This window comes from Streptomyces sp. Y2F8-2, from assembly GCF_014905555.1.
Taxonomy (GTDB): Bacteria; Actinomycetota; Actinomycetes; order Streptomycetales; family Streptomycetaceae; genus Streptomyces; species Streptomyces cynarae.
In genome coordinates, this window is record NZ_BNGS01000011.1 from 165455 (window position 1) to 188972 (window position 23518).

Here is a 23518-nt window from a genome sequence, read left to right on the forward strand (position 1 = left end):
GGGAAAGCGATGGGTAGGACACTCGCGGAGAAGGTCTGGGACGACCATGTCGTCCGGCGCGCCGAGGGCGAGCCCGACCTCCTCTACATCGATCTGCACCTGCTGCACGAGGTGACCAGCCCGCAGGCCTTCGACGGGCTGCGCAAGAGCGGCCGCCAGGTGCGCAGGCTCGACCTCACCATCGCGACCGAGGACCACAACACCCCGACCCTCGACATCGACAAGCCCATCGCGGACCCCGTCTCCCGCGCCCAGCTGGAGACGCTGCGCAAGAACTGCGCGGAGTTCGGCGTCCGCCTGCACCCGCTGGGCGACGTCGAGCAGGGCGTCGTGCACGTGGTGGGCCCGCAGCTGGGCCTGACCCAGCCCGGCACGACGGTCGTCTGCGGCGACTCGCACACCTCCACGCACGGCGCCTTCGGCGCGCTGGCGTTCGGCATCGGCACCTCGCAGGTCGAGCACGTGCTGGCCACGCAGACGCTGCCGCTGGCCCGCCCCAAGACCATGGCGATCACGGTCGACGGCGAGCTGCCCGAGGGCGTCACCGCAAAGGACCTGATCCTGGCGATCATCGCGAAGATCGGCACCGGCGGCGGCCAGGGCTACGTCCTGGAGTACCGCGGCCCGGCCATCGAGAAGCTCTCGATGGAGGCCCGGATGACCATCTGCAACATGTCGATCGAGGCGGGCGCCCGCGCGGGCATGATCGCCCCGGACGAGACCACCTTCGCGTACCTCAAGGGCCGTCCGCACGCCCCCGAGGGCGCCGACTGGGACGCCGCCGTCGAGTACTGGAAGACGCTGCGGACCGACGACGACGCCGAATTCGACGCCGAGGTCCACATCGACGCGGCCTCCCTCTCGCCGTTCGTCACCTGGGGCACCAACCCCGGCCAGGGCGCGCCGCTTTCGGCGTCGGTCCCCGACCCGGCTTCGTACGAAGACGCTTCGGAGCGCCTGGCCGCCGAAAAGGCCCTGGAGTACATGGGGTTGGAGGCCGGACAGCCGCTGCGCTCCATCAAGGTGGACACCGTCTTCGTAGGCTCCTGCACCAACGGCCGTATCGAGGACCTGCGTGCCGCCGCCGCGATCCTCAAGGACCGCAAAGTCGCCGACGGTGTACGGATGCTCGTCGTTCCCGGCTCCGCGCGGGTGGGTCTCCAGGCCGTCTCCGAAGGCCTGGACGTGGTCTTCAAGGAGGCCGGCGCCGAATGGCGGCACGCGGGCTGCTCGATGTGTCTCGGCATGAACCCGGACCAGCTGGCCCCGGGCGAGCGCTCCGCATCCACCTCCAACCGCAACTTCGAGGGCCGGCAGGGCAAGGGCGGCCGGACGCACCTGGTCTCGCCGCAGGTCGCCGCCGCCACGGCCGTCCTCGGTCACCTGGCGTCCCCCGCCGACCTGTCCGACGCCGACACTCGTACGCCCGCTGGAGTCTGAGAGTCATGGAAGCATTCACCACGCACACCGGCCGGGCCGTCCCGCTGCGCCGCAGCAACGTCGACACCGACCAGATCATCCCCGCCCACTGGCTCAAGAAGGTCACGCGCGACGGGTTCGAGGACGGGCTGTTCGAGGCCTGGCGCAAGGACCCGGAGTTCGTGCTCAACCGCCCCGAGCGGCAGGGCGCCACGGTGCTGGTCGCCGGCCCCGACTTCGGCACCGGCTCCTCCCGTGAGCACGCCGTCTGGGCGCTGCAGAACTACGGCTTCAAGGCGGTCATCTCCTCCCGCTTCGCCGACATCTTCCGCGGCAATTCGCTCAAGAACGGCCTGCTCACGGTCGTCCTCGAGCAGAAGATCGTTGACGCGCTCTGGGAGCTCACGGAGAAGGACCCCACTGCTGAGGTCACTGTGGACCTTGAGGCTCGTGAGGTTCGCGCCGAGGGCATCACCGCCGCCTTCGAGCTGGACGAGAACTCCCGCTGGCGGCTGCTGAACGGCCTCGACGACATCTCCATCACGCTCCAGAACGAGGCCGACATCGCCGCGTACGAGACGCGCCGCCCCTCCTACAAGCCGCGGACGCTCCAGGTCTGACACAGGTCTGACGCCCGGCCCTCGCGCAAGAGCTGGTTTCGGCCATCGCAGGACCGCTCTGTACCCCCAATCGTGGACGGTTGGGGGTACAGCCGTATCTGCCCCGGGGAGGGTCCGCGGGTCGCCGCGTTGGTCATCAACTACCGCAGTTACAGAGGTCATTGCCTGGGTACCCGCATCGTGACACCGCGATGTGCCGAGACGCCCGGAGAGCCTCCGGGGCGCGGCAGTTGCCCCCAGCGGGGGCGACAACTCGCCCCAGATGGCACAATCTGTGCATGGACAACGACGGCCAACTCCAGCTCTATACGGCGGTCGCGGGCCAACTCAAGGAAGCGCATGCAAGGGTGCGCACACTGCAAGTCCCGGAGGGCGTACGGATGGCGCTGACCCGGAAGCTGCTGGTCATCACGGCCGCGGCCAAGCACGATCCCGCCGAAGCGGCCCGGCGTCTGGAGTGGTTCATGGGCGACCTGGACGAGGAGCGCATCCCCGAAGAGGAAGTCTGAGGCGGCCGAGTCTGTTGCGGCACAAGGGTGATAAGCCCGTTTCGTGTTTGATTTGCGGTATATATCTGCCTAACGTGCGAAAAAGCTTGAACACTTTCGTTCCGGCGATGTCTCCGAAGGGGAAGACGTGAACAAGGCGCAGCTCGTAGAAGCGATTGCCGACAAGTTGGGTGGCCGCCAGCAGGCCGCCGATGCTGTCGATCATGTCCTGGACGCCATCGTCCGCGCTGTCGTCGCGGGCGAGCGGGTCTCGGTCACCGGCTTCGGTTCGTTCGAGAAGGTCGAGCGTCCGGCCCGTTACGCCCGCAACCCCCAGACCGGCGAGAGGGTTCGGGTCAGGAAGACCTCCGTGCCGCGCTTCCGTGCGGGCCAGGGCTTCAAGGACCTGGTGAGCGGCACGAAGAAGCTCCCGCGCGGTGGTGAGGTCGCCGTCAAGAAGGCGCCCAAGGGCAGCCTGTCCGGCGCGCCGCCCACCATCGCCAAGGCCGTCGGCAAGAAGGCGGCGGCGAAGAAGACCACGGCGGCGGCCACGAAGAAGGCCGCGGCGAAGAAGGCGCCCGCCAAGAAGACCACGACGGCCGCCAAGAAGACCACGGCCAAGAAGGCGCCCGCCAAGACCGCGGCGGCCGCCAAGAAGACCACGGCCAAGAAGACCACCACCAAGAAGGCGGCGGCGAAGAAGGCCCCGGCCAAGAAGGCTCCGGCCAAGAAGTCCACGGGACGGAAGACCACCGCCAAGAAGACCACCGCCCGCAGGTAACCGGGGCGCAGGGCACTCACGCGCCGGGCCGGGCTCCCGTCAGGAGCCCGGCCCGCGGTGTGTTCAGAAGGTGTGCAGGGTCACCAGCGTGATCCGCCGGCCCTCACCCTCGCCCTCCATCTCGACCCTCACCCGCTGCCCCGGCCGCAGCAGGCGCAGCCCGCCGGCGTCGAACGCCGCCGCGTCGAAGGGGACCGGGGTGCCGTCGTCGAGCAGCACCTGCCCGGTGTGGCTGTCGGGGTCGTAGGTGTACGCGGTCGCCTGCATGACCGCAGCCTATCGGCGCCGGTGGGCGCCGAGCCCGGCGGCAGGGGCACGAAGGCGGGACTGAGCGCCGACGCGCCCTGGACGCCCGCTGTGATGGCGCCGAGGCGCCCGGCGCCGAGTGGCGGCGGCCCGACCGCACTGCCGGTTCGGACGGCACCGAGGAGAGGGCCGCCGGCTCCGCTTCGGCGCACCATCCGCGTCCGTGCGTCGCACGAGCGCCGGCCTCGCCTGCCGAGCGGCCGCTCTCCACTGGACGGCGTGTGGACGGCATGTGGACGGCGTGCCGCCGTTCGTCACGGACGCACCCGGTCACGGGCCCGCCGTACCGCGCACGCGCCGCAGGCGTCCGTCAGCCCCCCGGTTGCCCGGGAATCAGCAGCCGGGCCGTAGCCGCCGTGGTGCGCGGGCCCACGCCCAGGGACAGGGCCGCGCGCAGGTCGTCGCCCGTGTCCACGTCCTGGCGTACCGAAGGCACCTCGTCGAGGTCGAGTTCCACCGCTCCCGACGCCCGATGCCGTGCCCGGGAATCAGGGCCGAAAGACGGCCGCAATTCACCGCCGGGGGCCGCGGCCAGCAGCGTCGTACCGATTCCGGCGGCGTCCGGCAGAAAGGCGCGCGGGAATTCCGCGGCCGCGTCAAGGACCCGGGCCAATTCCATGGGCCGCAGCGCCGGAAGATCCGCGTTGAGCGCCGCCACCGCACCGCGCGGACGCAGTGCCCGTACGGCGGCGGCCCCGTGCGCGAGCGCGGCGTTCAGCCCGCCCGCCGGCTCGTCCGGGACGATACGGGCGCCCAGGGCCGCCAGCTCCCGCCCGGCCACCGGGTCGTCCGTGACGACCGCCACATCACGCACCGCGGCACACGCCAGCGCCGCGGCCACCGTGTCCTGCGCGAAGGCGAGCGCCAGCCCCGGACGCACCGCGTCCGCCGCGGTGTCCGAGAGTCTGCTCTTGGCCCGCGCCAAGGCCTTTAGGGGTACGACCACAGTCCACTGCACGAGCGCTCCGTCCCTGTCCTCGTCGCGCCCATTGTCTCCCGCCCCCTTGGAGAACATGTGCGAAGCCGCATGCAGCGCGGTCGTCGGAGACAGGCGGGCGTACGGTGTTCTCGACAGACGGGCGGCCTGGGGCGACACTTGTGCGGCCCACAGCCAAGCGCCAGGCCCCTCGTGCCGGGTCCCTAGAGGAAGGTGTCCGCGTGCCCCGCCGCAGAATCGGCTTCTGGTACCGCTTCGCAGCGGTCCTCTGCAAACCGCCGCTGGTGGTTCTGCTCAAGCGGGACTGGCGCGGAATGGAGAACATTCCGGCCGAGGGTGGATTTATCACCGTGGTGAACCACAATTCCCATGTGGACCCCTTCGCCTACGCCCACTTTCAGTACAACACCGGGCGCGTTCCCCGATTCCTCGCGAAGAGCGGCCTTTTCAAGAAGGGATTCGTCGGCGCCGCGATGCGCGGCACCGGCCAGATCCCCGTCTACCGGGAGTCCACGGACGCGCTCAGCGCCTTCCGGGCCGCCATCGACGCCGTGGAGCGCGGCGAGTGCGTCGCCTTCTACCCCGAGGGCACCCTCACCCGCGACCCGAACGGCTGGCCCATGACCGGCAAGACCGGCGCCGCCCGCGTCGCCCTGCAGACCAGGTGCCCGGTCATCCCCGTCGCCCAGTGGGGCGCCAACGAGCTGCTGCCGCCCTACGCCAAGAAGCCCAACCTCTTTCCGCGCAAGACGCACCATGTGCTCGCCGGCCCGCCCGTGGACCTCACGCGCTTCTACGGCAAGGAGATGTCCCCCGACCTCCTGAAGGAGGCGACGGAGGTCATCATGGCCGCCATCACCCGCCAGCTGGAGGAGATCCGCGGCGAGAAGGCGCCCGAGAAGCCGTACGACCCGCGCGAGGTGCGCATCGAGCAGCGCCGCCGGGCCGCCGCACAGCAGACGGTGCGGGAGAAGGAGGGGCAGGGCCAGTGAGCAAGCCGGTCAAGGCGGCCGTGTTCGGAACGGGATCGTGGGGGACGGCGTTCGGCATGGTGCTCGCCGACGCCGGGTGCGAGGTCACCCTCTGGGCGCGCCGCGCCGAACTCGTCGAGGCGGTCAACTCCACCCGTACGAACCCGGACTACCTACCGGGCGTGGAACTCCCCGCAAATCTGCGCGCCACCACGGACCCCGCCGAGGCCGCGCGCGACGCCGACTTCGCGATACTCGCGGTCCCCTCCCAGACCCTGCGCGGGAACCTCGCCGAGTGGGCACCGCTGCTCGCGCCCCACACGATCCTCGTCTCCCTGATGAAGGGCGTCGAACTCGGCTCCGCCATGCGGATGAGCGAGGTCATCGAGGACGTCGCCAAGGTCGTCCCGGAGCGCGTCGCCGTCGTCACCGGGCCCAACCTGGCCCGTGAGATCGCCGCGCGCATGCCCGCCGCCGCCGTGGTGGCCTGCACCGACGAGGCCGTCGCGCAGCGGCTGCAGGCCGTCTGCCACACGCCGTACTTCCGTCCGTACACCAACACGGACGTCGTCGGCTGCGAACTCGGCGGCGCGGTCAAGAACGTCATCGGTCTGGCGGTCGGCATCGCGGACGGCATGGGCCTCGGCGACAACGCCAAGGGCTCGCTCATCACCCGCGGCCTCGCCGAGACGACCCGGCTCGGGCTCGCCATGGGCGCCGACCCGCTGACGTTCTCGGGGCTGGCCGGGCTGGGCGACCTGGTCGCGACCTGCTCCTCGCCGCTGTCGCGCAACCACACCTTCGGCACCAACCTCGGCAAGGGCATGACGCTTCAGGAGACCATCGCGGTCACCCGGCAGACCGCCGAGGGGGTCAAGTCCTGTGAGTCCGTGCTGGATCTGGCCCGCCGGCACGGTGTCGACATGCCGATCACGGAGACGGTCGTCGGCATCGTCCACGAGGGCAAGCCCCCAGTGGTCGCTCTGAAGGAACTGATGTCGCGCAGCGCGAAGCCCGAACGACGCTGAGCGATCCCGCCCCGTTTTTGATCGTTCGCCTGCGGGGCGCACGCTGACCCAGGGCACTACCTACGGGTACTCTCAACGCGATATGAGCACCGAGAACCTCCTCCAGAGCCCTGGGCAGCCGCCCCGCAAGCCGCGTGTCGCCGTCGTCTTCGGCGGCCGCAGCTCCGAACACGGGATCTCCGTGGTCACCGCCGGCGCGGTGCTGCGCGCCATCGACCGGACGAAGTACGACGTCCTGCCGATCGGCATCACTCAGGACGGCCGTTGGGCGCTCACGGCCGATGCGCCGGAGCGCATGGCGATCACCGAACGCCGCACGCCCAGCGTCGAGGACCTCGCGGAGTCCCAGGAGGGCGGCGTCGTCCTGCCCGTCGACCCGGCGAGCCGCGAAGTCGTCTACAGCGAGCCCGGTTCGGTGCCCAAGGCGCTGGGCGAGGTCGACGTGGTCTTCCCCGTGCTGCACGGCCCCTACGGCGAGGACGGCACCCTCCAGGGTCTCCTGGAGCTGTCCGGCGTCCCTTATGTGGGTTCGGGCGTGCTCGCCTCGGCCGTCGGCCAGGACAAGGAGTACATGAAGCGGGTGTTCGCCTCGTTCGGGCTCAAGGTCGGCCCGTACGTGGTGATCCGTCCGCGCGAGTGGCAGCGCGACGAGTCCGCCGCCCGCAAGAAGATCGTCGACTTCGCCGGCGAGCACGGCTGGCCGCTGTTCGTGAAGCCCGCGCGGGCGGGTTCGTCGATCGGCATCACCAAGGTCGAGGACCTCTCCGGTCTCGACGAGGCGATCGCCGAGGCCCAGCGCCACGACCCGAAGATCCTGGTCGAGGCGGCGGTGCGGGGCCGCGAGATCGAGTGCGGCGTCCTGGAGTTCGAGGACGGCCCGCGCGCCTCCGTACCGGCCGAGATCCCGCCGCCGGACACGCACGCCTACTACGACTTCGAGGCGAAGTACATCGACTCCACGCCCGGCATCGTGCCCGCCCCGTTGACCGACGAGCAGACCGCCGAGGTGCAGCGGCTCGCGGTGGCGGCGTTCGAGGCCGCGTCCTGCGAAGGGCTGGTCCGCGCGGACTTCTTCCTGACGGAGGAGGGCGAGTTCGTGATCAACGAGATCAACACCATGCCCGGGTTCACGCCCATCTCGATGTACCCGCAGATGTGGCAGGCGACCGGGATCTCCTACGGCGAACTGGTCGACCGCCTGATCCAGGCGGCGCTGGACCGCGCGACCGGGCTGCGCTGAGGACCGTACGGCTCGGAGCCCGTGTCCCGTCCGCTCTCAGGAGGCGATCCCCTCGGGGATCGCCTTCTTGACGGCAGGGGCCACATCGACGAGCGGTCCGGCGCCCCCGGCCGTCCGCGCCTTGGGAATGGTCACCTCGACATACGCCTGCCGCAGCGTCGTCGTGAACCGGAACGACCCGTCGTTCTCCTTCTGCAGCAGCCAGCCCACCCCGTTGACCTCCACACCGTCGGCGTCCGGGTCCGACATCTCCGCGGGCCGCTCCACCCCGCAGCGCAGTATGATCGCCGGGCTTCCCCAGCCCGCCGTCAGCGCGGACCGGGGCTCGGGGTCGTTCCGGCCCTGGCCGCCCACCTTCCGCGGCAGCACCTCGTCCAGGTTCCGGCACAGCTTCGCGACCTTCGCGTCCGGGCTGGGAACCGCGGCCGAGGGGTGTGCGTCGCTCGAGGTGCAGCCCACGGCGGCGATCAGCAGGGTGAGAGCGGGCAGACCGAGCAGCCGGTGACGCAGGATGTTCACCGGGCAAGCGTAGACGGGGGCTACAGGTGGACCACCGGGCAGGTCAGGGTGCGGGTGATGCCGTCCACTTGCTGGACCTTCGCGACCACCATGCGGCCGAGTTCGTCGACGGTGTCGGCCTGGGCGCGCACGATGACGTCGTACGGACCCGTCACGTCCTCGGCCTGGATCACCCCAGGGATCTTGCTGATCGTCTCGGCGACGGTCGACGCCTTGCCGACCTCCGTCTGGATCAGGATGTACGCCTGTACCACGGAACCTCCAGGGCGGCCACGAGGATCATGTGGAGAGAAGGGACGCCACGGTACCGCGTCGTCGCTCGCCGAGGGGAGACCCGCGGGGGCTGTGGCGTGAGCGCCGGGCGACACCGGCGGCACAAGGTGACGGTCGAGACGACCGTACCGAGGACGATGAGGGCTCGCGACCGGGCGCGGAAGGCAAGAGAAGGGGACGTACGACGATGAAGGGCACCGTGGGCGAGCTGGGCGAGTTCGGGCTCATCAGGGAGCTCACCTCGCGGCTCACCACCACCCCGGCGGTCCGGGTCGGCCCCGGCGACGACGCCGCGGTGGTCGCCGCGCCCGACCGCAGGGTGGTGGCGAGCACCGACATCCTGCTGGAGGGCCGGCACTTCCGCCGCGACTGGTCGACGGCGTACGACGTCGGCCGCAAGGCGGCCGCGCAGAACCTCGCGGACATCGCCGCCATGGGCGCCGTGCCGACCGCGCTGCTGCTCGGTCTGGTCGTCCCCGCCGAACTGCCCGCCACCTGGCCCACCGAGCTGATGGACGGCCTGCGCGACGAGTGCCAGGTCGCGGGCGCGGCGGTGGTCGGCGGCGACGTCGTACGCGGCGACACCATCATGATCTCGATCACCGCGCTCGGCGACCTGCGCAACCAGGAGCCGGTCACCCGGGCCGGCGCCCAGCCCGGCGACGTGGTCGCCGTCACCGGCTGGCTCGGCTGGTCCGCCGCCGGGTACGCGGTGCTCTCCCGCGGCTTCCGTTCGCCGCGCGCGTTCGTGGAGGCGCACCGGCGCCCCGAGCCGCCGTACCACGCGGGTCCGGCCGCCGCAGGGCTCGGCGCCACCGCGATGTGCGACGTCAGCGACGGGCTCATCGCCGACCTCGGGCACATCGCGGAGGCGAGCAAGGTGCGGATCGACATCCGCTCCGGCGCCATCGACATCCCCTCCCAGATGAACGACATCGGGCAGGCCGTGGGCGTGGATCCCCTGCAGTGGGTGCTCACCGGCGGCGAGGACCACGCGATCGTCGCCACCTTCCCGCCGGACGTGAAGCTGCCGGCCCGCTGGAAGGTGATCGGCGAGGTCCTCAACCCGTCGGCGCTGCCCCAGGTGACGGTCGACGGGGCGCCGTGGACCAGCAAGGGCGGCTGGGACCACTTCTCGGACATCGAGTAGCAGCCGGGGTCTCACAACGGGTACTCCGGCAACTCGATGGCCGTCGCCGACTTCTCCGTCAGCCGTTTGAAGAAGCTCGCCAGAGGCCGGGAGCTCAGCAGCCGGTACATCCGGTCCCGGGTGCGGATCCGCCGCTCGGTGGCCGGGGCGAAGAACGGGCCCGCGTTGCCGGAGGTCTTCTGGCAGCCCTTGGCGAAGTCCCGGATCCTCGCCTCGTAGGCCGCCAGGGCGCTGCGGTGGTCGCCGCCCGCGAGGGCGAGTTCACCGGCCAGGACGTACGCGCCGACGACCGCCACGCCCGTGCCCATGCCGCCCATCGTGGCCCCGTACCCGGCGTCCCCGAGCAGCACCACGCGTCCCTTGGTGAGGCGGTCCACATGGATCTGGGCGATCGCGTCGAAGTACAGGTCGTCGGCGTCCTCAAGCGCCTTGAGCACCGCCGGGGCCTCCCAGCCCATGCCCGCGAACCGCTCGGTGAGGATCCGCTTCTGCGCGGCGATGTCCCGGCGGTCGTAGGCGAGCCGCTCGGAGCGGAAGACCAGCAGGGCGCCCGCGCGGTCCGGGTCGCCGTCGTAGTTGCCGATGACGACCGCGCGGCCCGGCTCGCTGTACAGGCGGCCGGTGCGGTCCAGGCGCAGGTGGTTGGGGATGTCGAAGCCGGCCACGTAGTGGTCGAAGAAGCGCAGGTAGCGGGACTCGTCGCCGAAGACGAGGCGCCGGGTGTGCGAGTGCAGGCCGTCGGCGGCGACCACGAGGTCGAAACGGCGAGGGGCGCCGCGCTCGAAGGTGACGTCGACGCCGTCGGGGGTGTCGTCGAGCGTGGCGATGGAGTCGCCGAACACGTACTCCACACGGTCCTTGGTGCGTTCGTACATGATCCGGGCGAGGTCGCCGCGGAAGATCTCCACGTCGCCGCTCATCATCTCGGACGGCAGATCGACGCGCGGGCTGCCGTCGGGGCCGACGACCGTCGGCCGTCCCATGTGGGTCTGGTGGGCGTGGATGTCGTCCCAGATGCCCATCGCGGTCAGCACCCTGCGGTGCACGTGTCCGCGGAAGTCGACCGCGAAGCCGCCGCCGCGCAGGGCGGGCGCCTTCTCGACGACGGTGACGCGGGCGCCGTACCGGGCGAGGTTCAGCGCGATCGCGGGTCCGGCGACGCTGGCGCCGGAGACGAGGACGTTCAGGTGGCCGAGGCGGTGTGTGTTCGTCATGGCGAGGAGCGTCGCCGGAGCCGCTGACCGTGCCCTTACCGTTCGCTGACCGCCGCTGACCGCAGCCGCCGGCCCTCCTCGAAGGCCTTCTCGTACGCCTCGGGGGACAGCTTCGCGCGGGTGCCCCGGCGGATGCCCATGACCTCGGGGTCACCCAGCAGCGATGCTCCCCGCAGGCCCGTGGCGGCGCCGAGGAGGACGGCCGCACGCTCGGGCGACTCCGCGATCGACGCCAACGCCTCGGCGGTCTCCGCGAGTTCCAGCACACCCGGTTGCCCGGCGGCGAGATCGGCGGCCTGCGCCAGCCAGTCGCGGGCCTCCTGCGGATGGCCCTCGGCGGCGGCCGTGCGGCCGAGCCCGATGAGGATGCGGACGGTTTCACCGGCGCTGAACCAGCTGGCCGCGCAAGCCTCCAGGGCCCTCTCGTACCGCACGCGCGCGTGCGCCGTGTCACCGGACCGCCGGGCCAGGTCACCCAGGCCGCGCCGGGCGCCGGCCACCTTGTCGGGGGCGCCCGCGGAGTGCGCGAGGGCGGCCGACTGCTCGAACTGGGCGGCCGCCTCCGCGAAGTCGCCGAGGTGCAGCAGCACGGTCGCCCGGGAACGCAGCAGGTCCGCGGTCTCCTCCGGGGCCTGAAGTTCCCGGGCGTGCGCCAGGCCCTCGTCGAGCAGCTCCAGGGCCAGCTCGTACTCGCCGCGCCAGTCGGCGAAGGCTCCCAGCGGATCGAGGCAGTTGGCCATGCCCCAGCGGTCGCCGGTGGCACGGAAACCGGCCAGGGCGCGGGTGAAGGCGGCCTCCGAGGCGGCGGCACCACCCGAGAACAGCGCCTGGTAGGCGAGGCCGAGGTCCAGCACGGCGCGGCCCCAGGGGGCGTCACCGACCTGGACGGCCCGGGCTTCCGTGTCGGCGGACAGCAGCGGGCCCCCGACCAGCGCCCACAGGACCATCGCGGACGGCCGCTGCAGCGGCCCGTCGAGAGCGCGCATGACCGTGGAGACCCGCGCGATGCGCTCGGGTTCGGCCGGGTCGTCGCCGCGTCCGGTGATCGTGTTCATCACGCACAGGGCGTACTCCTCGGCCAGTCGCTCGGGCGGTTCGTCACCGACGGCCGCCAGCAGCGCCCGGGCGAGGGGAACCTGCTCGCCGTGCGGCCCGCGCAGCCGGCGGAACCAGGACAGGTCGGCCATCAGACGCAGGGCGTCCGCGGGAGCGGTGGACACGAGGTGGCGCAGCGCCGCCTCCAGGTTGCCGTGCTCGGCGGTGAGAAGGGCCAGCCAGGGCAGCTGTTCCCCACTGCGGAGGTACGGCTCCGCCCGCTCGGCCAGGCGCAGGTAGTACGCGGCGTGCGCGTCCCTGAGCCGCTCCCGCTCTCCCGCCCGGTCAAGGTGCTCGGCGGTGAACGCGCGGATGGTCTCCAGCATCCGGTAGCGCCCCTCGGCCACCTCCAGGAACGACTTCTCGGCGAGCGACGCCATGAGGTCCTCCGGAAACGGCACGTCGCACACCGCCTCCACCGCCTCCAGGGTCGCGCCGCCGGAGAACACGGACAGCCGCCGGGCCAGCTCCCGCTCCTCGTCGTCCAGCAGGTCCCAGCTCCACTCCACGACCGCGCGCAGCGTCCGGTGCCGGGGCGCCTTGGTGCGGTCCCCCCGGGACAGCAGCCGGAACCGGTCGTCCAGGCGGTCGGCCAGCTCGTCCGGGGTCAGGGTGCGCAGCCGGGCCGCGGCCAGCTCGATGGCCAGTGGCAGCCCGTCGAGCGCGGCACAGACGTCCGCCACGCGCGCGTGCCCCTCGAAACCGGGCCGCACCGCCCGGGCCCGGTCCAGGAACAGCCGCTCGGCGTGCTCCGGCGGCAGCGGCGGCACCGGACACAGCACCTCGCCGGTGATGCCCAGCGCCTCGCGTCCGGTCGCCAGGACGCGTACGCCGGGGCAGGCGGCGAGGACCAGCGCGGCGAGGTGTGCGGCGTCCTCGACGAGGTGCTCGCAGTTGTCGAGCACCAGCAGCAGCTCACGGTCCTCCAGGGCGGCCAGCAGCCGGTCCGTGGCGTCCACGGCCGGCCCGCGGAAGCCGTCGCGCACACCGAGCGCGGTGAGGACGGCGTACGGGACGGCGGAGCCGTCGGTGAGCGGGGCCAGCTCGACGAAGTGGACGTCGGGGTGCCGGCGGGCCGCCTCCGTGGCCAGCCGTGTCTTGCCGGCACCGCCCGGGCCGGTGAGCGTGACCAGGCGGGTGCCGGGCGCGGTGAGCAGATCGTGGATGCGGGCCAGTTCCGGGGCGCGGCCGACGAAGCCGGTCAGGTGGGTCGGCACGCGCGCGGCCCGGGAGGGACCCGTGCCGCGCAGCAGTTCCTGGTGCAGGGCGGACAGCCCGGGCGAGGGGTCGGCACCGAGTTCGTCGGCGAGGGTGCGGCGCGCCTGCTCGTAGACCGTGAGCGCCTCGGCGGGCCGCCCGGTCGCGTGCAGGGCCCGCATCAGCAGCTCGTACAGACGTTCGCTCAGCGGGTGCGCGGCGAGCAGTGCGCGCAGTTCGGGTACGAGGTCGGAGCCGGCTCCGAGGGCGAGGTCCGCCTCGGCACGGTCCTGCAGGGCACCCAGCCGCAGCTCCTCGAGCCGGGTGCGCTCGGCCGACGCGTCGGGAAGGTCGGCGAGCGCGGAGCCGCGCCACAGGGCGAGCGCCTCCCGCAGCACGGCGGCCGCCGCGCGGTGGTCGCCGCCGGAGAGGCTCGTGGAGCCTTCGCGGGCGAGCTGTTCGAAACGGTGCGCGTCGACCGTGTCGGGGGAGACGGCGAGGCGGTAGCCGGTGGGGGCCGTCTCGATCTCCGCGTGGGGGCCCAGCCGCCTGCGCAGCCGGGAGATCTGCGACTGGAGGGCGCCTGCGGCTCCCGCGGGCGGCTCGTCGCCGTACAGGCCGTCGGTGAGGCGCTCGTAGGACACCGTCCGCCCGGCGTCGAGGAGGAGCAGGGTCAGGAGCGCCCGGGGGCGGGGGCCGCCGGCGTCGAGCGGGGTCCCGTCCTCGGTGCGGACGTCGAGGGGGCCGAGGATGCCGAAGCGCATGCGGCGGATTCTGGCAGGCATCGCCCGCGCGGGCACAGCAAAAAGCCGGCCCACCGAGGTGGACCGGCTCAGTGCAGCGAACCAGCGGTGGCCGCGCGCTTAACTGGACGTCAGCGCGAGACCTTGCCGGCCTTGATGCACGAGGTGCAAGCGTTCACGCGCTTCGGCGTCCCGCCGACCACAGTACGCACGCGCTGGATGTTCGGGTTCCAGCGACGGGACGTACGGCGGTGCGAGTGCGAGATGTTGTTGCCGAAGCCCGGCCCCTTGCCACAGACGTCGCAGTTGGCAGCCACGGGTCACTCCAAAGACTTCAGATGCACTTACGGTTATGGTCCCGGCATGCCGGGATCGAGATCGCATGATCTGAGTGGCGCTGCCAGGGGAAACACCCGACCTGGATCGGGCAACCGGAGCAGCATACATCGGCTGCGCCCGTAGAACGAAACTACCACGGCCCCGCCGCACCTCCTCGCGGCCCTGTGGGCGGTCCGACCACGGGCGTCCCCCCGGCCCTCTTCCGGCCCGGACCCCTTGTGGGTCTACGCTGCCTCCCACGTCCAGCAGCTGAAGGAGGCGCAGGTGGCGCAGGTGCCGCAGCCCTTGGATGCTCTCGCGGTGCGCTCCTGGTGCTCTCTCGCCCTTCAGGCGCTGGGGCGGGCGCGCGAGGAGATCGACGCGATCAACGTCTATCCCGTGGCCGACGGAGACACCGGCACCAACCTGTATCTGACCGTGGAGTCGGCTGCGGCGGCCGTCGAGGCGGTCTTCGCCGGCTACGAGACGGGCGCCGCCGGCAGCGAGGGGCGGCCGGCGCTCGCCGACGCCGTACGGGCCATGGCGCACGGCGCGCTCATCGGGGCCCGCGGCAACTCCGGGACGATCCTCGCGCAGCTGCTGCGCGGCATGGCGCAGGTGCTCGCCGCCGACGGCGAGACGGCCCATGCCGACGCGCAGGGGCTGCGGCTCGCCCTGAGGCAGGCCGCCGACTCCGCGCGCCAGGCCGTCGCGCATCCCGTGGAGGGCACCGTGCTCAGCGTCGCCTCGGCCGCCGCGGACGCGGTCACCGGCGCCGAGGGCGACTGCGGCAGCGTGGCACGGGCGGCCTACGAGGGAGCGCGGGCGGCCCTGGCGGCGACGCCCGGACAGCTGGCGGTCCTGGAGCGCGCCGGAGTCGTCGACGCGGGCGGCCGGGGGCTGGTGGCGGTGCTCGCGGCGCTGGTGGAGTCGCTGACCGGCGAGGCGCCCCGGGTGGCCCTGGAGGCGGCGGCCGCCGTTTCCGGCGGCCACGCGCGCGTGCCGGACCCCAGGACCGCCGTGCCCCGCCAGGGGCCCGGGGACTGCTCCGCCGACGGGGGCGGGCCCGCGTACGAGGTGATCTACCTCCTGGATGCCGACGACGCGGCCGTGGCGCGGCTGCGGGAGCGGCTCGACGCACTCGGGGACTCGCTGGTCGTGGTCGGCGGGGACGGGCTGTGGAACGTCCATGTCCACGTCGACGACGCGGGCGCCGCCGTGGAGGCGGGCATCGAGGCCGGGCGGCCGCACCGGATCCGGATCACCCACTTCGGCGCCGATGACGCGCACACCGCGGGCGCCGGGCGACCGCCGCGCGAGCGGGTGCAGCGGGCGGTGGTGGCCGTGGTGCCGGGCGAGGGCCTGGCCGGGCTCTACCAGGAGGCCGGGGCGACCACCGTGCTCGCCCGCCCGGGGGAGCCGCCGGCGAGCGGGGAGCTGGTGGAGGCGGTACGGCGGGCGCACGCGCACGAGGTCGTGCTGCTGCCCAACGACGCCGACCTGCGCCACACCGCGGCCGCCGCGGCCGAGCAGGCCCGCACCGAGGGCGTCCGCGTGGCGCTGATCCCGACCCGGTCCGCGGTGCAGGGCATCGCGGCGCTGGCCGTGCACGAGCCGGAGCGGCGCTTCGACGAGGACGTCGTGGCGATGACGTCGGCGGCCGGGGCGACCCGGTACGCCGAGGTGACCGTGGCGGCGGAGCGGTCCTGGACGATGGCCGGCATCTGCCAGGCCGGGGACGTCCTCGGCCTGATCGACGGCGATGTCGTGGTCATCGGCTCCGAGGTCACGGCGACGGCCGAGACGGTCCTCACCCGCATGCTCGCGGCGGGCGGCGAGCTGGTCACCCTGGTCCTCGCCGACGAGGCTCCGGAAGCCGTCGCGGAGCACTTGGAGGCGCGGGTGCGCGAGTCGTACCTGGCGGTGGACACGGTGGTCTACCGGGGCGGCCGCCAGGGGCCGCTGCTGCTGATCGGCGTGGAGTGATCCGGAGCGCCGCCGGGCGCCCCTCCCCGAGGAGGCGGACGCCCGGCGGCGACCGTCACCCGTCCTGCCGGGTGGCCGCCACTTCCAGCAGGCGTTCCGCCTCCGCGCGCCGGGCCTCGGCCGTCTCCGCGTCGGCGTCCGCCTCCTCGTAGGCCGCCAGCACCGCACGCGCGCGTGCCGACGCCTCGTCGGGACGCCCGAGGTCGGCCTCGAGCCAACCCGCGGCCAGTTCCGCGGCCGTGCGGGGACCGAGGGCGCCCGCGCCGAGGGACGCGAAGGCGGCGATCGCCTCCGTGAGGTGCCTCAGCGCCTCCTCGAACGCCGCGTGCGTCGCCTCCTCGTCCGCGCCGTCATCGACCGACCGGGCGACCAGCTCGCCGAACTGGCGGTGCGTATGGCCGAGTTCGATGATCAGCCGGGCGCGCGCGTCGTCGTCCGCCGTGGCGTCCGCCGCCGCTGCGCACTCCCGCGCCGCCTCGGCCATCAGCTCCCGCCCCGCGTCCAGGCCCGCCTCCCCGCCCGCCGCGAGCCACGCCCGGGCGCGCAGCGCGCGTATCAGCCCCGGCGTGTTGCCCAGCTCGCGCCACAGGTCACCGGCGCGTGCGTACGCCCGGTCCGCCTCCGCCGGCAGGTCCGCGCGGCCCAGCGCCTCGGCGGCCAGGTGCGCCAGCATGGCGTGGTCCCGCTGGTCCGGCCAGTGCCGGGCGATCTCCGCGGCTCGCAGCCGGCGCTCGGCCGCCTCCCGGTGCTCACCGAGCTGCGTGTGGCAGTCGCCGAGCCACCACTGGGTCTGCACGATCGCCCCGTCGCCGTGCGTCTCGACGGTCAGGTCGGGCAGCGCCGACTCCAGCACCTCCGCCGCCTCCGCGAAGCGCCCCTGCCGCAGCAGGAACCCGCCCAGCTGGTGCCGCGCCCAGGCGCCCAGCGTGGGGCCCTCGCCCGCCTCGTCGGCCCAGTGCGCCGCCTCCAGGGCGTGCCCGGCGGCCTCCGGAACCCGCCCCGACGCCGCCAGCACCTCCGCCACCTGAAGGTGCAGCTGCGCCTGCCCGGCCGGTTCCAGGTGCCCCCGGCCGTGCTCCAGCGCCGCACGGGCCGCCCGCTCGGCCGACTCCATGTCACCGAGCTGCCGGGCGATGCCGGCCAGTCGCGCCTCGTGCTCCACCGCGAACCACGGCAGGCCGGCCGCGACGTACTCCTCGGCCGCCCGGGCCAGCCACTCCGCCCCGGCCTGCGGGTCCCCGGCGTCCAGCGCCAGTTCCCCGAGCATGGCCTTGGCCTCGGCGGCCCGATACGCCAGGTGCCGATCGGCGGTGTGCGGCCCCGCGAACGCCAGCAGTTCCCGGGCGGCCTCCTCCGCGGCCCCGGCGTCGCCGCCGTCCTCGTGCAGCCGGTTCATCAGGACGCGGGCCCGCCCGACGAGCACGGCGGCCGTCTGCCGCACCCCCGTCCCGCCCGCTTCGAACAGGGCGAGCGCCTCCTCGCGCAGCGCGGTGACCGTCTCGAGCGCCTCGTCCGGCCGGCCCGTCAGGGAGCGGACGAAGGCCGCACGCGCGCGTGCCGCCAGCGCCTCACCGGGGTCGCCCGCCAACAGGTACAACTCGGCCGCCCGCTCGAACAGTCCGACACCTTCCGGGCCCCGGCTCATCGCCTCGTGGTCGACGAGGTCCGCCTGGTCCCGGGGGTCCAGCTCCCGGCCCCGAGCGGCACGCGCCACCGCCGCCCAGGCGTCCATGGCGGCCGGGTCCAGGGCGTCCGCGAGCCGCCGCGCCTCGGCGAGCAGGTCCGCGAGGTCCCGCTCCTCGGCCCGCGGGGCGGGCGGGGGCGGTGCCACCGGTGCCGGGCGCGTCGCGCGCACGCCCAGCGGCAGCCGGTCCACCAGCGGGCGGCGGTCCATGCGCTCACGGGCGCGCTCCCCGACGTACGGCGTGCCGTTGCGCGCGTCGAAGCGGGCGGCCAGCGCCAGCGCCTCCCCGCGCGCGTGGACGGCGAGTTCCCCGGCGGTCCACTCCCGGCCCGCCGGGCCCGGCACCACCTGGTCGCCGAGCCCGCGCTCGACCAGCCGGTCCATCAGCAGCGTCACCACGGCGAGGAAGTTCAGCTTGCTGCGCGGATCCCCGGAGTTCGTGAAGTACGCCGGCCGCTCGGCCAGCAGTTCGAGGCCGCGCGCTTCGTTGCCGGTCAGCGCGCAGAACTCCACATGGTCCGCGTACGAGGAGCGCATGCTCTCCATGGCCCGCACCAGCCGCAGCCCGCGCAGGTGGTGCGCCCGCGCCTCGTCCAGGCGGCCCAGCCGCAGCAGCGGCAGCAGGGAGGAGGCGAGGACGGCGTGCGGCTCGTGCGCACAGACGTGCTCGCCCTCCAGGACCGGCCGCCACAACTGAAGCGCCCGCTCGTCCTCGCCCGTGCGGGACTGCCACCAGCCCTGGTCGTGCAGCTCGCACGCGTGGCAGTCGGCCATCGCGTCCCGGTCGGCGGCCAGCCACGCCGCGTACGCCCGCTCGGCCCGCTCCAGGTCCCCGACGTGCGAGGCGATGTTGAACTCGGCGCTCCGGACGGCCCGTTCGGAGTATCCGGCCAGCCGGTAGCGGTGCTCCATCTCGCCGAGCCACTTCTCGATGGAGGCGAGCGGGATGTGCGGCTGGCCCAGCATGCCCGCCGACACCCACTTGAAGACCCAGTGCAGCGAATGGGACTCGTACTCGTCGAAGTCCTCCGGGCGCTCGTCCCACATGCGCAGCAGCCGCGCGAACGGGACGAACATCTTGTCCTTCTCGGAGCTGTAGTTGTAGACCTTCAGCTGGTGTCCGAGCGCCTCGATCACGGCCAGCGGAATGCCCAGCTTCTCCGCCTCCACCAGCAGCTGCTCCGCGCGCGCGTTGCGCGCCGGACCCTCCGGCTGCTCGTAGTTGTCCGCCATCGCCTGGCGCAGCGCGTCGAAGTCCATGACCTGGCTCATCGGAAGCCGTCCTTGGGCGAGTCGGTGTGGGTGGCCCATTCCAGAAGGCCGATGAAGGCACGGTTCAGCAGCGCCGAGTCCGCGGGCCTGAGCGGCCGCTGGGCCATCAGCAGGGCCTGCCCGTACAGCGACTCCGTGGCGGTGCCGATCAGCTCCGTATCCTTCAGGGAGCTGATCCTGCGGACCAGCGGGTTGAGGTGGTTGAGCACCAGACGCGCGCGGGGAGCACTGCCCCGCAGCGAGCCCAGGATGCCCGCCCACAGCTCGTCGGCCTGCTCCTCGGCCTCGGCGCGTGCCTGCTCGTGGCGCGCCTCCCGGTCGTCCAGGTGCAGCGCGGGCACGGACAGCGGGTGGAACGCACGCAGCACGACGTCGCAGCCCAGCGGGTCGAGCTTGGCGCGCGCCGCCGCCAGGAAAGCGGCGAGCGCCAGCTCCTCGGCCGGGTCGACCGCGTCCAGGTGCGCGGTCACCGTGTCCGCGTCCAGTTCGGCGACCGCCGTGCCCGGACGCACCGACGGCAGCGCCTCGATCAGCTCGCTGTCGTACGTGTAGCCGCCGTTGACCACCCCGACGCCCTGCGCGGACGCGATCGGCGCGACCTGGCGGTACTCCTCCACCGTCCGGGTGAAGTGCACGACGGGGTGCCGCTGTGCGAACTCCTCCAGGGACAGCCGCCCGTCGGTCGTCTCGAAGGGGAGCCACGGCAGCATCGTGCGCAGCATCTCCTTGTCGTGCCGCGCCAGCGACTTCACGCCCAGGTAGTGCACCGACAGGAACGCGGCGAGCCGCTCGGGATCACCGGCGGCGAGAGAGGTCAGCCAGGACCGGATGCGCTCCCCGAGGGCGTCGCGCACGGCCGCGAGGGTCTCGTCCTCGTACAGCGACTCGCGCGACGCCGTGGGCCGCAGACTGTCCGTGTCGAGCACGCAGCGCACGAAGAACGCCCAGTCCGGCAGCAGCTGTTCGGCCCGCTCGGTCAGCAGCATGCCCTTCAGGTGCACCCGGTGACCCGCCCGCTGCGCCGGGCTCACCGCGGTCGGCAGCACGTACGCCACGCCCCGGATGCCCGCGAGGGGCACGTCCAGGTCGATGGAGTCCAGCGGGGTGAAGCCGAACAGGTCGTGACAGTGGCGCGCCAGGGCCGTCCTGCGAGTGGCGGGGGAGGGGTGGGGGCGGTCCCAGGGCGCCGGCAGATCCGTGACCGGCTCGTCGCCGACCCGGACGTCGTACGGCAGCAGCGACCCGAAGTCCCGTGCCAGGGACCGAACCCGGTCCGCGGAGAGCCAGTCGCCGGCACCCGGGCGCGCCACCAGGTGCACGGTGGTGCCGGGTTCGGGCCGGGCGTCCGGTGGCAGCGTGCGCACGACGTACGAACCGTCGTCGGCGGCCGTCCACTCCACGGGCGGCGCATCCGGCGTACGGGCGCTGCGGCTGACGACCCGTATGCGCTCGGCGACGACGAAACACGCCAGCAGGCCGATGCCGAACTGCCCGAGGAAGTCGGAGCGCGCCTCCTGGAGCCCGGCGGCCGAGTCGGCCCGCTTGGAGCTGCGCCCGATGGTGGCGAGGAGGTTGTGCACATCGGACTCGGTGAGCCCGATGCCCGAGTCCTCCACGCGCAGCGCGCCGCCGTCCGCGTACAGCCGGACCGTGGCGGGCGCGTCGGGCTGCTCGGCGCGGCGGGCGGTGATGGCGTCCACCGCGTTCTGCAGCAGCTCGCGCAGGTAGACCTTGGGGCTGGAGTAGAGGTGATGGGAGAGCAGGTCCACCAGACCACGCAGGTCGACCTGGAAAGTATGGGCCGACGTGGGTGACTGTGAGGCCTGTGAGGACTGTGAGGTCTGGGAATCCATCGTCACGGCGCCGCGGGTGGGGGACGTTCGACGGCGCGGGGTCGGGCGGTCCCGGTGGGGCGGTGACCGCGGAGCGAGCCGGGGGTGGGCCATCGTAGGCCCGGAACCACCCCGCTGACCAGCGGTTTTGCAAGACGTATACGGCATTGTCGGTGCCGTGGTGTGCAATGGATCTCGTGCCCGCACTGCAAGAACCGCTGAAACAACCACTGAAGTCAGTGCTCGGCCCCGCCACCGCGAAGGTGATGGCCGAGCACCTCGGCCTGCACACCGTCGGCGACCTGCTCCACCACTACCCGCGCAGATACGAGGAGCGCGGACAGCTCACCCACCTCGCCGACCTCCCCATGGACGAGCACGTCACGGTGGTCGCCCAGGTCGCCGACGCCCGTCTGCACACGTTCGCCTCGGCCAAGGCCCCCCGCGGCAAGGGCCAGCGCCTGGAGGTGACCATCACCGACGGCAGCGGCCGCCTCCAACTCGTCTTCTTCGGCAACGGCGTGCACAAGCCCCACAAGGAACTCCTGCCGGGCACCCGCGCGCTGTTCGCGGGCAAGGTCTCGGTCTTCAACCGCAGGTTCCAACTCGCCCACCCGGCCTACGAACTGCTGCGCGGCGACGACGTGGCCGAAGCGGTGGACAGCTGGGCGGGCGCCCTGATCCCGCTCTACCCGGCCACGGCCAAGCTGGAGTCCTGGAAGATCGCCAAGGCGGTGCAGACGGTGCTGCCCAGCGCCCAGGAGGCGATCGACCCGCTGCCGGAGTCGCTCCGCGCGGGCCGCGGCCTGATCTCCCTCCCCGAGGCACTACTGAAGATCCACCGCCCGCACACGAAGGCGGATATCGCCGACGCCCGCTCCCGCCTGAAGTGGGACGAGGCGTTCGTCCTCCAGGTGGCCCTGGCCCGCCGCCGCCACGCGGACACCCAACTCCCGGCGGTGGCCCGCAGACCGAAGCCGGACGGCCTCCTGGCGGCCTTCGACGAGCGCCTGCCCTTCACGCTCACCGAAGGCCAGCAGGAGGTCTCGAAGGAGATCTTCGCCGACCTGGCGACGGAGCACCCGATGCACCGGCTGCTCCAGGGCGAGGTCGGCAGCGGCAAGACCCTGGTCGCCCTGCGGGCGATGCTCGCCGTCGTCGACGCGGGCGGGCAGGCCGCCATGCTCGCGCCCACGGAAGTACTCGCCCAGCAGCACCACCGGTCGATCGTCGAGATGATGGGCGAGCTGGCCGAGTCGGGGATGCTCGGCGGGGCCGAGCAGGCCACCAAGGTGGTGCTGCTCACCGGGTCCATGGGCGCGGCCGCGCGACGGCAGGCGCTGCTCGATCTCGCCACCGGGGAGGCCGGGCTCGTGATCGGCACCCATGCCCTGATCGAGGACAAGGTGCAGTTCCACGACCTCGGGCTGGTGGTGGTGGACGAGCAGCACCGGTTCGGGGTGGAGCAGCGCGACGCACTGCGCGGCAAGGGCAAGCAGCCACCGCACCTGCTGGTGATGACCGCCACGCCGATTCCCCGGACCGTCGCCATGACCGTCTTCGGCGACCTGGAGACCTCCGTCCTCGACCAGCTTCCGGCCGGGCGGTCGCCGATCGCCAGCCATGTGGTGCCCGCCGCGGACAAACCCCACTTCCTGGCGCGCGCCTGGGAGCGGGTCCGGGAAGAGGTGGCGGGCGGGCATCAGGCGTACGTGGTGTGCCCGCGGATCGGCGACGAGGAGGAAGACCCCGGGAAGGCGCGGAAGTCGCCGGAGGACGAGGCGGAGAAGCGACCGCCGCTCGCGGTGCTCGACGTGGCCGGCCTGCTCGCCGAGGGGCCGCTGAAGGGCCTTCGGGTCGAGGTCCTCCACGGCAGGATGCAGCCCGACGACAAGGACGCGGTGATGCGCCGGTTCGCCGCCGGCGAGACCGACGTCCTGGTCGCGACGACGGTCATCGAGGTCGGCGTCAACGTCCCGAACGCCACCGTGATGGTGATCATGGACGCCGACCGCTTCGGGGTCTCGCAGCTCCACCAGCTGCGCGGCCGGGTCGGGCGGGGCTCGGCGCCCGGGCTGTGCCTCCTGGTCTCCGAGATGCCGGAGGCCAGCGCGGCCCGCCAGCGGCTGACCGCGGTCGCCTCCACGCTCGACGGCTTCGAACTCTCCCGGCTCGACCTCGAGCAGCGCCGCGAGGGCGACGTCCTCGGCCAGGCCCAGTCCGGCGCCCGCACCTCCCTGCGCATGCTCGCCGTCATCGATGACGAGGAGATCATCACCCAGGCCCGTGAGGAGGCCACGGCGGTGGTGGCGGCCGACCCGGACCTGGAACACCTGCCCGGGCTGCGCACGGCACTTCAGGCACTGCTGGACGACGAGAGGGAGCAGTACTTGGAAAAGGGCTGACCCCGTCGCTCCCGGGGCGCGCGTGCTCGGCGCCGGACAT

At 72.9% G+C, this 23518-nt stretch carries 19 protein-coding genes; 10 read left to right on the top strand and 9 right to left on the bottom strand.

The features are described from left to right. The first annotated feature begins 9 nt into the window (after nucleotides 1-9). From leuC to SY2F82_RS31580, 4 genes are all read left to right on the top strand, one after another. Complete coding sequence (gene leuC / locus SY2F82_RS31565) at nucleotides 10-1440, top strand: 3-isopropylmalate dehydratase large subunit (RefSeq protein WP_200422579.1); 1431 nt, start codon at nucleotides 10-12, stop codon at nucleotides 1438-1440. A 5-nt stretch (nucleotides 1441-1445) separates the two neighbouring features. Next, the gene (gene leuD, locus SY2F82_RS31570; RefSeq protein WP_200422580.1) at nucleotides 1446-2039 is read left to right on the top strand and encodes a 3-isopropylmalate dehydratase small subunit; all 594 of its coding nucleotides are present in this window, start codon (nucleotides 1446-1448) and stop codon (nucleotides 2037-2039) included. A 278-nt stretch (nucleotides 2040-2317) separates the two neighbouring features. Beyond that, on the top strand, nucleotides 2318-2548 hold the full coding sequence (locus tag SY2F82_RS31575; protein WP_200422581.1) for a hypothetical protein: 231 nt from the start codon (nucleotides 2318-2320) through the stop codon (nucleotides 2546-2548). A gap of 127 nt (nucleotides 2549-2675) precedes the next feature. Then, nucleotides 2676-3308, top strand: coding sequence for an HU family DNA-binding protein (locus SY2F82_RS31580; RefSeq protein ID WP_200422582.1), 633 nt, complete (start codon nucleotides 2676-2678; stop codon nucleotides 3306-3308). A 63-nt stretch (nucleotides 3309-3371) separates the two neighbouring features. Here the strand turns inward: SY2F82_RS31580 and SY2F82_RS31585 are convergent, their stop codons facing one another. Beyond that, a complete protein-coding gene (locus SY2F82_RS31585) occupies nucleotides 3372-3575 on the bottom strand; it encodes a hypothetical protein (RefSeq protein ID WP_200422583.1) in 204 nt (67 codons plus the stop codon). A 349-nt stretch (nucleotides 3576-3924) separates the two neighbouring features. Next, on the bottom strand, nucleotides 3925-4572 hold the full coding sequence (cofC, locus tag SY2F82_RS31590) for a 2-phospho-L-lactate guanylyltransferase (protein WP_200422584.1): 648 nt from the start codon (nucleotides 4570-4572) through the stop codon (nucleotides 3925-3927). Between the two features lie 200 nt (nucleotides 4573-4772). Between cofC and SY2F82_RS31595 the strand changes: the two genes are divergently transcribed. From SY2F82_RS31595 to SY2F82_RS31605, 3 genes are all read left to right on the top strand, one after another. Continuing rightward, nucleotides 4773-5543: a 1-acyl-sn-glycerol-3-phosphate acyltransferase gene (locus SY2F82_RS31595; protein WP_200422585.1), complete on the top strand. Its 771-nt coding sequence runs from the start codon at nucleotides 4773-4775 to the stop codon at nucleotides 5541-5543. Continuing rightward, entirely contained in the window at nucleotides 5540-6550 is a 1011-nt protein-coding gene (locus tag SY2F82_RS31600) for an NAD(P)H-dependent glycerol-3-phosphate dehydrogenase (RefSeq protein WP_200422586.1), read from the top strand. Before SY2F82_RS31595 ends, SY2F82_RS31600 begins: the two co-directional genes overlap by 4 nt. A gap of 82 nt (nucleotides 6551-6632) precedes the next feature. Beyond that, nucleotides 6633-7790, top strand: coding sequence for a D-alanine--D-alanine ligase family protein (locus SY2F82_RS31605; protein WP_200422587.1), 1158 nt, complete (start codon nucleotides 6633-6635; stop codon nucleotides 7788-7790). A 36-nt stretch (nucleotides 7791-7826) separates the two neighbouring features. On the opposite strand, the gene SY2F82_RS31610 is transcribed toward SY2F82_RS31605, so the two are convergent. Next, nucleotides 7827-8309 (bottom strand): DUF3515 domain-containing protein, encoded by a 483-nt coding sequence (locus SY2F82_RS31610; protein ID WP_200422588.1) that lies wholly within the window; start codon nucleotides 8307-8309, stop codon nucleotides 7827-7829. A gap of 20 nt (nucleotides 8310-8329) precedes the next feature. After that, complete coding sequence (locus SY2F82_RS31615; RefSeq protein WP_028802415.1) at nucleotides 8330-8563, bottom strand: Lrp/AsnC family transcriptional regulator; 234 nt, start codon at nucleotides 8561-8563, stop codon at nucleotides 8330-8332. A 206-nt stretch (nucleotides 8564-8769) separates the two neighbouring features. On the opposite strand from SY2F82_RS31615, the gene SY2F82_RS31620 reads away from it, so the two are divergent. Beyond that, on the top strand, nucleotides 8770-9732 hold the full coding sequence (locus tag SY2F82_RS31620; protein WP_103838079.1) for a thiamine-phosphate kinase: 963 nt from the start codon (nucleotides 8770-8772) through the stop codon (nucleotides 9730-9732). Between the two features lie 11 nt (nucleotides 9733-9743). Here SY2F82_RS31620 and SY2F82_RS31625 read toward each other — a convergent pair whose 3' ends face one another. From SY2F82_RS31625 to rpmB, 3 genes are all read right to left on the bottom strand, one after another. Further along, complete coding sequence (locus SY2F82_RS31625) at nucleotides 9744-10946, bottom strand: FAD-dependent monooxygenase (RefSeq protein WP_200422589.1); 1203 nt, start codon at nucleotides 10944-10946, stop codon at nucleotides 9744-9746. A 35-nt stretch (nucleotides 10947-10981) separates the two neighbouring features. Then, nucleotides 10982-14002, bottom strand: a complete 3021-nt coding sequence (locus SY2F82_RS31630; RefSeq protein WP_200422590.1) for a BTAD domain-containing putative transcriptional regulator — start codon at nucleotides 14000-14002, stop codon at nucleotides 10982-10984. 110 nt (nucleotides 14003-14112) lie between these two features. Then, nucleotides 14113-14298, bottom strand: coding sequence for a 50S ribosomal protein L28 (gene rpmB / locus SY2F82_RS31635; protein ID WP_003993230.1), 186 nt, complete (start codon nucleotides 14296-14298; stop codon nucleotides 14113-14115). 286 nt (nucleotides 14299-14584) lie between these two features. On the opposite strand from rpmB, the gene SY2F82_RS31640 reads away from it, so the two are divergent. Beyond that, nucleotides 14585-16285, top strand: coding sequence for a DAK2 domain-containing protein (locus tag SY2F82_RS31640; RefSeq protein WP_200422591.1), 1701 nt, complete (start codon nucleotides 14585-14587; stop codon nucleotides 16283-16285). Between the two features lie 55 nt (nucleotides 16286-16340). On the opposite strand, the gene SY2F82_RS31645 is transcribed toward SY2F82_RS31640, so the two are convergent. Next, complete coding sequence (locus SY2F82_RS31645) at nucleotides 16341-19241, bottom strand: tetratricopeptide repeat protein (protein ID WP_200422592.1); 2901 nt, start codon at nucleotides 19239-19241, stop codon at nucleotides 16341-16343. After that, nucleotides 19238-21094 carry an HSP90 family protein gene (locus SY2F82_RS31650; RefSeq protein WP_200422593.1) on the bottom strand — a complete coding sequence of 619 codons (1857 nt, stop codon included), beginning with the start codon at nucleotides 21092-21094 and terminating at the stop codon, nucleotides 19238-19240. The genes SY2F82_RS31645 and SY2F82_RS31650 overlap by 4 nt, the downstream gene beginning before the upstream one ends. A gap of 167 nt (nucleotides 21095-21261) precedes the next feature. Between SY2F82_RS31650 and recG the strand changes: the two genes are divergently transcribed. Beyond that, nucleotides 21262-23478 (top strand): ATP-dependent DNA helicase RecG, encoded by a 2217-nt coding sequence (recG, locus tag SY2F82_RS31655; RefSeq protein WP_200422594.1) that lies wholly within the window; start codon nucleotides 21262-21264, stop codon nucleotides 23476-23478. Nucleotides 23479-23518: the final 40 nt, after the last annotated feature.

Bases quoted from the DNA above. Each gene is read 5' to 3' on its own strand.
- SY2F82_RS31630 (WP_200422590.1), bottom strand. From the start codon at position 14,002: ATGCGCTTCGGCATCCTCGGCCCCCTCGACGTCCGCACCGAGGACGGG.
- SY2F82_RS31605 (WP_200422587.1), top strand. From the start codon at position 6,633: ATGAGCACCGAGAACCTCCTCCAGAGCCCTGGGCAGCCGCCCCGCAAG.
- SY2F82_RS31575 (WP_200422581.1), top strand. From the start codon at position 2,318: ATGGACAACGACGGCCAACTCCAGCTCTATACGGCGGTCGCGGGCCAA.
- SY2F82_RS31645 (WP_200422592.1), bottom strand. From the start codon at position 19,241: ATGAGCCAGGTCATGGACTTCGACGCGCTGCGCCAGGCGATGGCGGAC.
- SY2F82_RS31625 (WP_200422589.1), bottom strand. From the start codon at position 10,946: ATGACGAACACACACCGCCTCGGCCACCTGAACGTCCTCGTCTCCGGC.
- recG (WP_200422594.1), top strand. From the start codon at position 21,262: ATGGATCTCGTGCCCGCACTGCAAGAACCGCTGAAACAACCACTGAAG.
- leuD (WP_200422580.1), top strand. From the start codon at position 1,446: ATGGAAGCATTCACCACGCACACCGGCCGGGCCGTCCCGCTGCGCCGC.
- SY2F82_RS31585 (WP_200422583.1), bottom strand. From the start codon at position 3,575: ATGCAGGCGACCGCGTACACCTACGACCCCGACAGCCACACCGGGCAG.
- leuC (WP_200422579.1), top strand. From the start codon at position 10: ATGGGTAGGACACTCGCGGAGAAGGTCTGGGACGACCATGTCGTCCGG.
- SY2F82_RS31650 (WP_200422593.1), bottom strand. From the start codon at position 21,094: ATGGATTCCCAGACCTCACAGTCCTCACAGGCCTCACAGTCACCCACG.
- SY2F82_RS31620 (WP_103838079.1), top strand. From the start codon at position 8,770: ATGAAGGGCACCGTGGGCGAGCTGGGCGAGTTCGGGCTCATCAGGGAG.